Origin of the sequence: Isoptericola sp. NPDC057191 (genome assembly GCF_042670225.1) — a bacterium.
In the GTDB taxonomy this organism is placed as follows: Bacteria; Actinomycetota; Actinomycetes; order Actinomycetales; family Cellulomonadaceae; genus Isoptericola.
On the sequence record NZ_JBHUWC010000111.1, the window covers coordinates 1 to 13451 of the forward strand.

Sequence of the window (13451 nt, forward strand, 5' to 3'; positions counted from 1 at the left end):
CGGTGACCTCGGTGACCTCGGTGACCTCGGTGACCTCGGTGACCTCGGTGACCTCGGTGACCTCGGTGACCTCGGTGACCTCGGTGACCTCGGTGACCTCGGTGACCTCGGTGGGCTGCTGGACGGCCTGCTCGGTCCGGACGGGATCGTGGACGACGTCGTCGGCGCGGACGCGCCGCAGGACGGTCTGACCGACGACGTGGTCGAGGCCGTGGTGGACGACGTCGACTCGGTGCTGGGATCGCTGGCGGCCGGTGACCTGCCGGGCGTCGTCGACGACCTGACCGCGGAGGACGGCCTGGTCGACGACCTGCTGGAGGACCAGGGTCTGGACCCGGTGCTGAACGACGTCGTGGGCTCCACCGGTGCGGTGGACGACCTGCTGGGCACGGGGTCGACGGTGCAGGACACGGTCGGCGGCCTGCTCGGTGAGGACGGAGTCGTGGACGACGTCGTCGGCGCGGACGCGCCGCAGGACGGCGTGACCGACGGCGTGGTCGAGGCCGTCGTGGACGACGTCGACTCGACGCTGGACTCGGTGACGGCCGGTGACCTGCCGGGCGTCGTGGACGACCTGACCGCGGAGGGCGGCCTGGTCGACGACCTGCTGGAGGACCAGGGTCTGGACCCGGTGCTGAACGACGTCGTCGACTCCACCGGTGCGGTCGACGACCTGCTGGGGACGGACGACCTCGTCGAGGGCACCGTCGACGGGATCGTGGGTGAGGACGGTGTCGTGGACGACATCATCGGCGCCGACGAGCCGCAGGAGGGCGTCACCGACGAGCTGGTCGAGCACGTGGTCGAGGACGTCAACCAGACGGCGAACGACCTGCTCGACGGCGACCTCGGCGCCGTGACGGACGACCTCCTCGCGGAGGACGGCCTCGTGGACGACGTCCTCGAGGACGGCACGACCGCGACCGACCCTGGTGACGGCACCGATCCTGGTGACGGTACGGACCCTGGTGACGGTACGGACCCTGGTGACGGCACCGATCCTGGTGACGGCACCGATCCTGGTGACGGCACCGACCCCGGTGACGGTACGGACCCTGGTGACGGCACCGACCCTGGTGACGGCTCCGGCACCAACGACAACGGCGGAAACGGGACCGGCGACAACGGCACCGGTGACGGCTCGACCACCCCGCTGGGCGGTCCGGTCGTGTCGGCCGCGGTGGCGGACGGCGGGATGTCGGACGGCGTGATGCAGGCGGCGGCGGTCGGCACGACGGAGTCGCTGCCGACGACGGGCGCCGACCTGCGGCTGCTGGGTCTGGCGCTGCTGCTGATGCTGTCCGGCCTCGCGCTCGTGCTGCGTCGTCGGCCGGTGCCTGCGGTCGACCACCGCTGACCCCTCCGGAGCCGGCACCGGCTCCGGACGGGGCGGCGCTGTCACGGGGGATCACTGGGGAGTGTCCCGTGGCAGCTCCGCCCCGGCTGGGGTCGGCGTGGGCGCAGCACGGCGCAGGGGGCCGGGCCGCGCCCACGACACGTCGGCGATGGAAGGGGCACGTGGGCGGTCCCGGGCGGAGGATCACCGGTTCGACCGGCAGACCCGCCCGGGGCTGCCCACGGGACGCGCCTACTGTGGGTCATCGTGCCCCGCCTGATCGCCGACCTCACCCCGCTGCGCGTCTCTCCGGCGTTCCGACGGCTGTGGTGGGGTCTGGGCGTGTCGAACGTCGGCACGCAGGTCACGGTGGTCGCGGTGGGCCTCCAGGTGTACGCGCTGACGGGCTCGACGCTCGCGGTCGGGACGCTCGGCATCGCGGCGCTCGTCCCGCTGGTCGCGCTCGGTCTGTACGGCGGGGCGCTCGTGGACCACTACGACCGGCGCCGGGTGTCGTTGCTCGCGTCGGCGGTGCTGTGGCTGGTGACGGCCGCCATCGCGGCGCAGGCGTGGCTGGACGTCGGGTCCGTGAACCTGCTGTACGGGCTGGTGGCGCTGCAGTCCGCGGCGTTCGCCATCAACAACCCGGCGCGGACGTCGATCGTGCCGCGGCTGCTGGAGCCACGGCTCATGCCGGCCGCCAACGCGCTGCAGACGCTGTCGATGAACGTCGCGCGCACGGGCGGGCCGCTCATCGGCGCGACCCTCGTCGGGTGGGGCGGGTACGGCGTCGCCTACACGCTCGACGCGCTGCTGTTCACCGCCGCCCTGTGGGCGGTGTGGCGCCTCCCGGCCGTGCCGCCAGAGCCGTCCACGGACGGCGACCTGACGGCGGCGCCGGCGCGGCGCCGCGTCGTCGGGCTGGGCTCCGTGCTCGACGGGCTGCGCTACCTGGCGACGCGTCCCAACGTCCGCACGACGTTCGTCGTCGACCTGGCGGCCATGGTCCTCGCGTTCCCGCGCGTGCTCTGGCCTGCCGCGGGCGCGGTGTACCTGGGCGGCGGCGCGACGACGACGGGCGTGCTGGCAGCCGGGTTCGCGGTGGGCGGCATCCTGGCGAGCGTGTTCTCCGGCGCGCTGGTGGGCGTGCGGTGGCAGGGCCGGGTCATCGTCTGGGCCATCACGTCATGGGGCGTGTGCGTCGCCGCGTTCGGCGCGGTCCTGGTCGCCGTCGGGCCGGACTCGCCCGACGGCGTGCTGTGGGGCGCCGTGGTGCTGGCCGGTGTGGCGCTGCTGCTGGCGGGCGGCTCCGACGCGATCTCGTCGGTGTTCCGGCAGTCGATCCTGCAGACGGCGACGCCGGACCACATGCGTGGCCGCCTGCAGGGCGTGTTCATCGTGGTGGTCGCGGGCGGGCCGCGCCTCGGCGAGATGGTGCTCGGCACCGAGGCCACCTGGTTCGGCGAGGGCTGGGCGGCCGTCGTCGGCGGCCTGGCGTGCGTCGCCGTCCTGTGGCTCGTCGTGCGGTCCCAGCCCCGGTTCTGGCGCTACGACGCGCGGCACCCGGAGCCGTAGCCGGCGGTCACAGCCGCCACTCCGGCCGGAACTCCGGGTGGTGCACGTACGGCAGGGCGAGCGCGCGCAGGATGCGCTCGCCGACGAACTCGACCCCGCTGTCGGCGCGCGCCGTGACCGCGCGGTCGAGGTCGACGGTCATGTCGAGACCCGTGGCCTCGTACGCGAGCTCCACGATCCGTCGCTTGGCGTCGCACTCGGCCAGCAGCCGGTCGGCGTCGTACCCGACGGCGCGGACCGCGCCGGGCGGGACCGTGCGCGCCGTCGTCGCGTCCTCGTCGATCCGGGCGAGCAGGAACTCTGTCAGGGTGGGCACCACCTGAAGGTACCGGCTGGGCTCAGGTCGCCGCCGCGTACGGCCGTCGTCTCCGCATCCCCGGCAGGGCGACGACGGCGAGGATCGCGCACAGCCAGCCGCCGGACATCGTGACGACGAAACCGGCGTGCGAGTCCGCGGCGTCGATCGCCACTCCCGCGAGCCACGACCCGAGCGACACCCCGACGCCGAGCGAGGTGCCCACCCACGTGAGGCCCTCGGTGAGCTGGTGCGGCGCCACGAGGGCCTGCACCAGCGCGTTCCCGTTGACGAGGGTGGGCGCGATGGCGAACCCGGTCACGAACATGACGACGGCCAGCACCGCGATGTGGTGCACGAAGAAGAACATCGAGACGCCGACGGCGATCGCGCACGCGCCGATCGCGAACCGGGTGGACAACGGCGACACCCAGTGCCGAGCTCCGTACGCGAGCCCGGAGATCATCGAGCCCAGCGCGAAGCACGCCAGCACCAGTCCGGCCATCCCCTTGACGCCCTGCTCCTCCGCGAACGCGACCGTCGCGACGTCGCTCGAGCCGAACATGACGCCCATCGCGACGAAGACGACGGCCAGCACGGGCATGCCCGCCATCCGGATCGCGGAGCGGTGGTCGAGCGCGACGACGTCCGGGTGCGCGACCGTCCCGAGGTGCTCGCCGTCCGCGGGCACCGCCACCCGGCCCGACGGCGGCTCGGTGCTCCGCTGGCTGAGGAACCAGGCCGCGCCGCCGCCGCCGACGATCGCGGCGACGAGCAGCCCGCCCGCGGGGGCGACCGTCGTCGCGAGGGTGGTCGCGACCACCGGACCGACGATGAAGACGAGCTCGTCGAGCGCAGCCTCCAGGGAGTACGCGGTGTGCAGGCGCCGCGGGTCGTCGAGCGCGCGCGACCAGCGCGCCCGCACGAGCGACCCGTACGAGCCCTGCGACGCCCCGCCCACCGCGGCCAGCGCCCACAGCACCCACTCCGGCGCGCCCGACAGCGCGGCCGCGACCAGGCCGAGCAGCCCGACGGTCGTCGCGACCAGCAGCGGCGTCATGACGCGCGCCTGCCCGCGGCGGTCGACGACGCGCGCGATCTGCGGCGACACGATCGCCTGCGCGACCACGAGCACCGCGGAGACGCGGCCCGCCATCGCGTACGAGCCGTACAGGGTCTGCACCATGAGCACGGTGCTGATGCCGACCATCGACATAGGGAGCCGGGCGATCACGCCCGCGGCGGAGAAGCGGGCGGCGCCGGGGACGCGCAGGACGTCGAGGTACGGGTTGCGGGCCCGGTGGCCCGACGCCGCGTCGGAGGCCCCGGGAGTGGGCACTGTCACCTGCGGATTCTCGCACCGGGAGGCGACAGATGTCGGCGGCAGCGGCCAGGATGGGGCCATGAACGACACAGGGACCGCGCCGACCCACGTCACCGTGGTCGAGGACCCCGACCAGCAGGTCTTCCTCGCCCGGCTCGACGACGGACGCACGGCGGGCGGCGCGTACTACGAGCTGGCGGAGGGCGCGGTCGTCTTCACGCACACGGAGGTCGACCCGGCGTTCGAGGGCCAGGGGATCGGGTCGCAGCTCGCCGCGGGCGCGCTCGCGCAGGTCCGTGCGGCGGGGAAGAAGATCGTGCCCCTCTGCCCCTTCATCAAGGCCTACGTGCAGCGCCACCCCGAGCACGCCGACCTGCTCGCGCACCCCGCCCGGTGAGGGCCAGGAGCTCCGTGCGACCGTCCGTCGCACCGCGCGGTGGTGTCGCCGCGCTGGGAGTCGTCGTCGCGCTCCTGCTCGGTGGCTGCGCCGCCGGTCTCGAGCCGGCGGCCACCGATCTCGGCGGCGCGGAGGTCGACACGTCGGCCGCGCCCGCACTCACGGGGACCGCTCCGGCCGCGTCGGGGACCGCGCTCGTCGCGCTCGACACGCTGCCGGTGAAGGGCCGCGCACCCAAGACCGGCTACTCGCGGGACCAGTTCGGGCCGGCGTGGGCGGACGTCGACCACAACGGCTGCGACACGCGCAACGACATCCTGGCGCGCGACCTGAGCCGCACCGTCACCGACCCGAAGACCCACGACTGCATCGTGCTGAGCGGCGTGCTCGACGACCCCTACACGGGGCGTTCCATCGACTTCCGCCGGGGGCAGACCACGTCTACCGCGGTGCAGATCGACCACGTCGTCGCGCTGTCCGACGCGTGGCAGAAGGGTGCGCAGCAGCTCGACGACGAGGTGCGCCGACGCCTCGCCAACGACCCGCTCAACCTGCTCGCGGCCGACGGCCCGACCAACGCCGGCAAGGGCGACGGCGACGCCGCGACCTGGCTGCCGCCGAGCAAGGCGTTCCGCTGCCAGTACGTGGCACGGCAGGTGGCCGTGAAGCAGGCGTACGCGCTGTGGGTCACGCGGGGTGAGCACGACGCCATCGCGCGCGTCCTGTCCGGCTGCCCCGACGAGCCCCTGCCCTCCGGCGGGTCGGCACCGTCGGTCGAGGGGAAGGGCGACCCGTCCGCGACGGATCCCTCCGCCGCGGACGAGCAGGGCCCGTTCGCGCGCTGCGCCGATGCGCGGGCCGCCGGCGCAGCGCCGGTGCGGCGCGGCGACCCCGGCTACTCGTCGCAGCTGGACGGCGACGGCGACGGGGTCGCCTGCGAGTGACGGCCGTCGATCAGACGGCGGCGCCCTGCACGGCCTGGACCTCGAGCTCCACCTTGAGGGTGGTGCCGACGATCGCCACGCCGGCCGCGGCGACCTCGTTGTAGCGGATCGCGAAGGCGTCCCGGCGGAGCTCGGTGGTGGCGCGGAACGCCGCGCGGGTCACCCCCTCCGCGTCGGCCCCTGTCCCCAGGTAGGTCAGGTCGAGGTCGACCGGGTGGGCCAGGCCGTGCAGGGTGAGCTCGCCGTGCACGGTCCAGCGGCCGGGGGTGACCGGGGTGAGCCCGGAGGAGCGGTACGTGATGTGCTCGAACCGCTCCACGTCGAGGAAGTCCGGGGACCGCAGGTGTGTGTCCCGGTACTCGTTGCCGGTGTCGATCGACGCCGCCGCGATCACCGCGGCCACCCCCGACCGGGACACGTCGCCCGCCGCGACGTCGATCCGGCCGGCCAGCTCCGTGAACCGGCCGCGCACGCTGGAGATGCCCAGGTGCTGGGCCACGGCGGTGACGGAGGAGTGCGCCGGGTCGATCGTCCACGGCCCGGGAGGCGGCAGCTCCGTGCCGCCCTGCCGGGACAGGGTGACCGTGCCGACGGCGGCGTGCCCCGCCGCGGTGACGATCGTCGTGGACGCCGACGGTGCGTAGCCCACGGCCGTCACGATGGCGACGTACGCGCCCGGCCGCAGCGCGGCCTCGCCGCGCACGATGCCGTCGTCGTCCGCGCCGGTCCGCAGCACCTGGGCGCCGGCGGCGTCGGTGAGGGTGACGACGGCGTGCGGCACGGCCCACCCGTCGGGGGTGCGGACGGTGGCGGTCAGCATGCCGCTCACTCCGCGGGGTGCGCGAGCGCGATGTCGTGGCCGTCCACACCGTGCCCGGCGAGGCTCAGGGCCGACGCGGCCGGCGGGTAGCCCGTCGCGATCACGGTGTAGTCGCCGCCGCTCAGGTCGCTGAACGCGTAGGCGCCGTCGTCCCCGGTCGTGGCGGTGCCCGCCACGTTGCCCGCGGCGTCGAGCAGGGTGACACGGGCGTCCGCGAGCGGCCCGTGCGGCGCGCGCACCACGCCCGTGACCCGGGCGCCGGCCGCGAGCTCGACGTCGACGCGCGTGACGCCGACCGTGCCCACCTCGACGGGCAGCGCCCGCGGGCGGAAGCCGTCGGCGTTCACGGCGACGGTGACCGGTCCGGGCACGAGCTCCTCGACCGCGAACACCCCGTCCTCCGCCGTCGTGGCGGTGGCCTGCAGGTCACCGCGCACGTCCGTGACGAGCACCATCGCGCCGGCCACGGGCAGCCGGTCGGGGCCGACCACGACACCGCGCAGCCCGCTGGTCCCGCTCAGCAGCACGTCGTGGGCCAGCGGGGTGGTGCCGACGACGACGGTCGAGGCCTGCGGCTGGTACCCGTCCGCCGAGGCGATGAGCACGTACGTGCCCGCGCCCGGCGCGCCGACGGCGTACGCGCCGTCCGACCGGGAGAGGGCGAGACCGAGCTGACGCCCGCCGAGGGAGATGAGCGTGATCGCGGCCTGGGGCAGCGGAGCGCCCTCGGCACCACGGACCAGCCCCTGCACGGGCACGCCGGCCATGTCGGACGACGCGCCGCCGTCCTGGTCGACCACCTCGGTGGCAGCAGCGGCAGCGCCTGTGGCCGGGCTGGCAGCCGGGCTGGCGGACGAGGCCACGGACGGCTGCGCGGCGAGCTCCTGGGGCGCGCCGGCGGGCGCGCCGTCGGCAGTCTGCTCGGCGGCGTTGCGGGTGCGCAACGGCACCTCCTTGATGCACACCACGAGGAGGAAGGCGACGAACGCGGCGCAGGCGCCGATGAGGAAGAGGTCCGCGATGCCGTGCCCGTAGGCGCTCTCCAGGACGCTGCGCAGCGGCTCGGGGACCTGGTCCATGTCCGGGATCTTGGTGGAGCTGCCGCTGCCGACGCTCTTCGCCAGGGCGGCACCCTTCGGGCCGAGGTCTGCCAGGCCGTCCGCGACGTAGTCGGGGATGCGGTGCGCGAGGACGGCGCCCAGCGCGGAGACGCCGATCGCCCCGCCCAGCGAGCGGAAGAACGTGACGAGGGAGCTGGCGGAGCCCAGGTCGGCGGTGGTCACCTGGTTCTGCGTGCACAGCACCAGGTTCTGCATCATCATGCCGACGCCGACGCCCATCACGGCCATGAAGACGGCGACGTGCCAGTACTCGGTGTCGTAGCGGATCGTGCTCAGCAGCCCCAGGCCGCCGGTCAGGAGCACCGCGCCGGAGACCAGCCAGGCCTTCCAGCGGCCCGTCCTGGTGATGATCAGGCCCGACAGGGTGGAGGAGACGAACAGGCCGCCGATCATCGGGATGGTCATGACGCCGGCCATCGTCGGCGACTTGTCGCGCGCCAGCTGGAAGTACTGGCTGAAGAAGATCGTGCCGGCGAACATCGCCACGCCCACGAACAGCGAGGCGACCGAGGCGAGCGCGACGGTCCGGTTGCGGAACAGCCGCATGGGGATGACGGGCTCGGCGACCTTGGACTCGACGAGCACGAACAGCAGCACGAGCACGAGCGCGCCGCCGACCATCGCGTACGTCTGCCACGAGTTCCAGTCGTACTTGTCGCCGGCGAACGTGACCCACAGCAGCAGCAGGCACACGGCGGCCGTGGACAGGAACGCGCCGCCCCAGTCGATCTTCACGCCGTCGCGCTTGACGACGGGCAGGTGCAGCGTCTTCTGCAGCACGATCAGCGCGACGAGCGCGAACGGCACGCCCACGTAGAAGCACCAGCGCCAGCCGAGCCAGTCGGTGTCGGTGATCACGCCGCCCAGCAGCGGGCCGCCCACCGTGGCGACGGCGAACGTCGCCCCGAGGTAGCCGGAGTACCGGCCTCGCTCGCGCGGCGCGATCATCGTCGCCATGACGATCTGGGCCAGGGCCGACAGCCCGCCGGTCCCGATGCCCTGCAGCACGCGGCACACGATCAGCCACTCCGCGGACTGGGCCAGGCCGGCGGCCGCGGAGGCGAGCACGAAGATCACGAGCGCGACCTGGACCAGCACCTTCTTGCTGAACAGGTCCGCGAGCTTGCCCCACAGCGGGGTGGTCGCCGTCATCGACAGCAGGGACGCGGTGACGACCCAGGTGTAGGCCGACTGGCCGCCGCCGAGGTCGGTGATGATCTCGGGCAGGGCGTTCGAGACGATCGTGGACGACAGGATCGCCACGAACATGCCGAGCATCAGGCCCGACAGGGCCTCCAGGATCTGCCGGTGCGTCATCGAGACGCCGCCGCCGGACCCGGCGTGCCCTCCTGGGGCTGAGCGCCGGGCGTGCGCGGGCGCCGCTGTGGTCGTTGCCATGAAGATCCTCTCGAGGTACTGCGTGAGGGCGGGCCGGCCGTCAGGCCGACGCCGGGACCGCGGTGCGTGCGGCCGGGGGGCAGTCCGCGAAGCTGCCGTGCAGGCGGGCCATGAGGCCGGCGAGCTGGTCGATCTCGTCGTCGTCCCAGTCGGTCATCCGGTCGGCGAGCAGCTGGGCGCTGCGGCCGGAGATCTGCTCGAGCATCCCCCGCCCCGCGGCCGTGATGCTGAGGATCGACGACCGTCCGTCGGCCGGGTCGGGCGTGCGCTCGACCCAGCCGCGGTCGACGGCGTGCGACGCGTGCCGGCTCGTGACGGAGGCGTCGACCCAGAGCAGGTCGGCCAGGCGGCTCAGCCGCATCGGCCCCTGGCGGTGCAGGGTGGAGAGCACGGACGTAGGGCCGACCGGACAGTCGTGCGGCAGGTTGCGCACGATGGTCCGCTTGACGACGCCGACGGCCCGCAGCTGGCGCTGGAGCTCCTCGAACCTCGCGTGCTCAGGCATGCTTGCCTACCCCCCGGTTGGTTGCGAGGAGCAAACATAAAAAGGTTGCCTGTTGAAATCAAATTGGGACCGCGATGTGACCGCGGCGCGCGCGGGCCCTTCTCAGGAAGGTGTCAGTCGGCGCCGAGCGTCGTCGCGGGAACGAATCAGGCGTCGCCGAGCGCGCCGTCGACCAGCTCCTTGGCGGCGGCCTGGACCTCGGCGAGGTGGTCCGCCGACACGAAGGACTCGGCGTAGATCTTGTACACGTCCTCCGTGCCCGACGGGCGCGCGGCGAACCAGGCGTCGGAGGTCGTCACCTTGAGGCCGCCGATCTTCGCCCCGTTGCCCGGCGCCTCGGTGAGCGTGGCGGTGATGTCCTGCCCGGCCAGCGTGGTCGACGTCACCGCGTCGGGGGACAGGGCGGCGAGCCGCGCCTTCTGGTCCCGCGACGCGGGGGCGTCCACCCGCGCGTACCAGGACTCGCCGTGCCGGGCGACGAGGTCGGCGTGGTGCTCGGACGGGGTGCGGCCGGTGGTCGCGATGATCTCCGCGGCCAGCAGGGCGAGGATCAGGCCGTCCTTGTCGGTCGACCACACCCGGCCGTCGTGACGCAGGAACGACGCACCGGCCGACTCCTCGCCGCCGAAGCCGATCTCGCCGTCCAGCAGGCCGGGCACGAACCACTTGAAGCCCACCGGCACCTCGACCAGCCGCCGGTCCAGGCCGGACGCGACGCGGTCGATGAGGGCCGAGGAGACGAGGGTCTTGCCGATCGCCGCACCGTCCGGCCAGCCCGGACGGGCACCGCCGTACAGGTACTCGATCGCCACGGCCAGGTAGTGGTTCGGGTTCATCAGGCCCGCGTCTGGGGTGACGATGCCGTGCCGGTCGGAGTCGGCGTCGTTCCCGGTCGCGACGTCGAACGGGGCGTCCCCGGTCATGCGCTCCACCAGCGACGCCATCGCGTACGGGGAGCTGCAGTCCATGCGGATCTTGCCGTCCCAGTCGAGCGTCATGAACGACCAGCGCGGGTCGACCTGCGGGTTCACCACGGTGAGGTCGAGGTCGTAGCGCTCGGCGATCGCGCCCCAGTACTCCACCGACGCGCCGCCCAGCGGGTCCGCGCCGATGCGGACGCCGGAGGCACGGATCGCCTCGAGGTCGACGACGTTCGGCAGGTCGTCGACGTACGTCGTCAGGAAGTCGTGCTTGTGCGTGGTGTCGGCTGCGAGCGCGTCCTCGAGCGAGACGCGGCGCACGGACGCGAGCCCGCCGGTCCGCAGGATCTCGTTGGCGCGGTCCGCGATCCAGCCGGTCGCCTCGGAGCCGGCGGGGCCGCCGTGCGGCGGGTTGTACTTGAAGCCGCCGTCGCGCGGCGGGTTGTGCGACGGCGTGACGACGATGCCGTCCGCGAGGCCCGGGCCCTCCGTCCGGACGCCGTCGCCCGTCGTCGCGCCGTTGTGGATGAGGATCGACTGCGACACCGCCGGGGTGGGCGTGAACGAGTCGCGCGCGTCGACCATGACGGTGACGCCCGCGGCCGCCAGCACCTCCAGCGCCGTCTGCCACGCCGGCAGCGACAGGGCGTGGGTGTCCCGGCCGATGAACAGCGGCCCGTCCGTGCCCTGCGAGGTGCGGTACTCCACGATCGCCTGCGTGATCGCGGCGATGTGCGCCTCGTTGAACGCGGTGTCGAGGCTCGAGCCGCGGTGCCCCGACGTGCCGAACACCACCTGCTGGCCCGGGTCCGAAGGATCCGGCGTCAGGTCGTAGTACGCGCCCACCACCTGGTCGACGTCGATGAGGTCGCTGTCCTGGGCCGGCTTCCCTGCGCGCTCGTGCATGGGTTGATCTTGCCAGGCCCTGGGCGGTCCGCGCAGGCGAGAGCGAGATTGCGGCGGTCGCAGCAAGGTGCGTCGTATCGACCCCCGTGTGCGCGATAAAACAAATAATGAAGACGCATGCGAAGTTGACAAATAACGCGAAATCAAATGTCGCCCGTCCTGCAAGGTCGGCATAGGGGTTCTCCACGGCCTTCTCTGGCGCGTTGAAGACGTGGCATTATCGTCCTGGCGAATCTTTCCCTGAGGAAGTGAGAGCGTGATTGGGGTACAACTACCGGGTCGGCATGAATTGGCTGGGATCCGACCTGACCAGCTGCCTGGCGATCAATACGGTGCGGAGCAAGGCAGCGCTCACCGTTTCCAACGACACCAGCTGCCGGTCTAAACCGTAGGGTCGCGGCCATGGAAGCAAGTGTGCCTCGCTGGCGGGTGGTGGTCTCCTACGGCTTCCCCCTCCTGGTCCTCGCGGCTCTGCCGTATCTGGCCTGGGCGATCCTCCCCTTCCCCGCAGTCGCAGCGCAGTGGACTGTGGGCCCCCTGCGCCGCCGGGCGGTGACGATCACGTATGTCTGCGCAGTGGTCGCGTCGGCGTTGTTCACCCTCGTCAGCCAAGCGCTCGTGGGCGGACAGGACATCTCTCAGGTCAACTGAACGACAGCCGCGAGCGGCCACGGCGCTGAGCACTCACCCTCGCGTTCGATCACACGCATGTCCTCACGCAGGCGCCCCTGGAGAGGCAACCCGTCAGCGGTGGCAGCGCAGCACCTCGGGGTCGACGGCGGCCGCCATCGCGGCGTACCCGGCGTCGCCGGGATGCAGGTGGTCCCCGGAGTCGTGCTGGGGGAGGAGGCGCCGAGGTGCGGCGGGGTCGCGGACGGCGGCGTCGAAGTCGACGACGCCGTCGAGCTCGTCGGTCGTGCGGATCCACTGGTTCACGTCCGCACGGACGGCTTCCTTGGTCGCGTCGTAGTAGAAGGCGCCCTCGAACGGCGTGAGCGTGCCGCCCACCACGCAGACGCCCACGGCGTGCGCCCGGGCGAGGAGCTGGCGGTAGGCCGCGACGAGCTGGTCGGCCGAGGTCGCGTCGCCGTTGCCGATGTCGTTGATGCCCTCCAGCACGATGACGGTCTCGACGTCCGGCTTGGCGAGCACGTCGCGGTCGAAGCGCGCCAGGGCGCCGAGGCTCGTCGCGTTCGACAGGACGCGGTTCGCGCCGATGCCCTGGTTCATCACGCCGTACCGCTCCCCGACGGGGGCCTGCGAGACCTGGTCCGCGAGGTAGTCGGGCCACCGGTGGTCGGCCCCGACGGTCGAGCCGCGCCCGTCCGTGATCGAGTCCCCGAGGACGGCGAGCGTGTCGACGGCGCGGGGCGCGTCGACGACGAGGCCGGACACCCAGTACCAGTGGTCGGTCGTCGTGGTGAACGGGGTGCCGTCCTCGTCGTGGGCGGCGTCGCCCGCGGCGACGAAGGAGGTCTGGAAGGCCCGCAGATGGCCCGTGGGTGTGGTCTGCTGCCCGACGGCGTGGACGCTCACCGCGACGGTCGTGTCCGGGGGGACGTTCCAGTCCACGGGGTCGCTCAGGACGTGCGCTCCCGGCGCGACGGTGACGGCGTCCGCGCCACCGAAGGTCGCCCGCCGGTTGCTGCCCGGGACGACGTCGGCGCCGGCGTCCCTGACCCCGACGTAGACCGAGTCGAACGTGACCGGGGCGGTGCCGAACGCGTTCGAGAGCTCGACGCGGACCCCCGGCCCGCCGACGCTGGTGTGCACCAGGTTCCGCACCGTCTGGTCGTCGAGGCTGCCCGGGAGGACGTCCGGGCTGGCCCCCCAGGACACCACCTGGTCGGTGGCCGGCCCGGCGGTGTCCGTCGCCGTGCCGGTCACCGTGCCGGTCACCGTGCCGCTCC

Annotated in this window: 11 protein-coding genes and 1 pseudogene; 5 read left to right on the forward strand and 7 right to left on the reverse strand. The window is 73.1% G+C overall.

Annotated elements, in window-relative coordinates:
* A pseudogene (locus ACFT55_RS13755) lies at positions 1-1357 on the forward strand (hypothetical protein); the annotation flags it as partial.
* Between the two features lie 246 nt (positions 1358-1603).
* Positions 1604-2911: an MFS transporter gene (locus ACFT55_RS13760; RefSeq protein WP_380244398.1), complete on the forward strand. Its 1308-nt coding sequence runs from the start codon at positions 1604-1606 to the stop codon at positions 2909-2911.
* Between the two features lie 7 nt (positions 2912-2918).
* Here ACFT55_RS13760 and ACFT55_RS13765 read toward each other — a convergent pair whose 3' ends face one another.
* Together ACFT55_RS13765 and ACFT55_RS13770 are read right to left on the reverse strand one after the other, a co-directional pair.
* Positions 2919-3227: a DUF6221 family protein gene (locus tag ACFT55_RS13765; protein WP_380244399.1), complete on the reverse strand. Its 309-nt coding sequence runs from the start codon at positions 3225-3227 to the stop codon at positions 2919-2921.
* A 22-nt stretch (positions 3228-3249) separates the two neighbouring features.
* Positions 3250-4551 (reverse strand): MFS transporter, encoded by a 1302-nt coding sequence (locus tag ACFT55_RS13770; RefSeq protein WP_380244400.1) that lies wholly within the window; start codon positions 4549-4551, stop codon positions 3250-3252.
* Between the two features lie 58 nt (positions 4552-4609).
* Here ACFT55_RS13770 and ACFT55_RS13775 point away from each other — a divergent pair, with 58 nt between their 5' ends.
* Both ACFT55_RS13775 and ACFT55_RS13780 read left to right on the forward strand, forming a co-directional pair.
* Positions 4610-4927, forward strand: a complete 318-nt coding sequence (locus ACFT55_RS13775) for a GNAT family N-acetyltransferase (RefSeq protein WP_380244401.1) — start codon at positions 4610-4612, stop codon at positions 4925-4927.
* A 14-nt stretch (positions 4928-4941) separates the two neighbouring features.
* Positions 4942-5871, forward strand: a complete 930-nt coding sequence (locus tag ACFT55_RS13780; RefSeq protein WP_380244402.1) for a DUF1524 domain-containing protein — start codon at positions 4942-4944, stop codon at positions 5869-5871.
* 10 nt (positions 5872-5881) lie between these two features.
* On the opposite strand, the gene ACFT55_RS13785 is transcribed toward ACFT55_RS13780, so the two are convergent.
* From ACFT55_RS13785 to pgm, 4 genes are all read right to left on the reverse strand, one after another.
* Complete coding sequence (locus ACFT55_RS13785; protein ID WP_380244403.1) at positions 5882-6691, reverse strand: YceI family protein; 810 nt, start codon at positions 6689-6691, stop codon at positions 5882-5884.
* Positions 6692-6696: 5 nt separating this feature from the next.
* Positions 6697-9210, reverse strand: coding sequence for an MFS transporter (locus ACFT55_RS13790; RefSeq protein ID WP_380244404.1), 2514 nt, complete (start codon positions 9208-9210; stop codon positions 6697-6699).
* A gap of 40 nt (positions 9211-9250) precedes the next feature.
* The gene (locus tag ACFT55_RS13795; RefSeq protein ID WP_380244405.1) at positions 9251-9715 is read right to left on the reverse strand and encodes a MarR family winged helix-turn-helix transcriptional regulator; all 465 of its coding nucleotides are present in this window, start codon (positions 9713-9715) and stop codon (positions 9251-9253) included.
* A 146-nt stretch (positions 9716-9861) separates the two neighbouring features.
* The gene (gene pgm, locus ACFT55_RS13800; RefSeq protein ID WP_380244406.1) at positions 9862-11541 is read right to left on the reverse strand and encodes a phosphoglucomutase (alpha-D-glucose-1,6-bisphosphate-dependent); all 1680 of its coding nucleotides are present in this window, start codon (positions 11539-11541) and stop codon (positions 9862-9864) included.
* Positions 11542-11943: 402 nt separating this feature from the next.
* Here pgm and ACFT55_RS13805 point away from each other — a divergent pair, with 402 nt between their 5' ends.
* Entirely contained in the window at positions 11944-12192 is a 249-nt protein-coding gene (locus ACFT55_RS13805; protein WP_380244407.1) for a hypothetical protein, read from the forward strand.
* A 93-nt stretch (positions 12193-12285) separates the two neighbouring features.
* Here the strand turns inward: ACFT55_RS13805 and ACFT55_RS13810 are convergent.
* A partial coding sequence (locus ACFT55_RS13810) for an SGNH/GDSL hydrolase family protein (protein WP_380244408.1) occupies positions 12286-13451 on the reverse strand: 1166 nt, incomplete at its 5' end.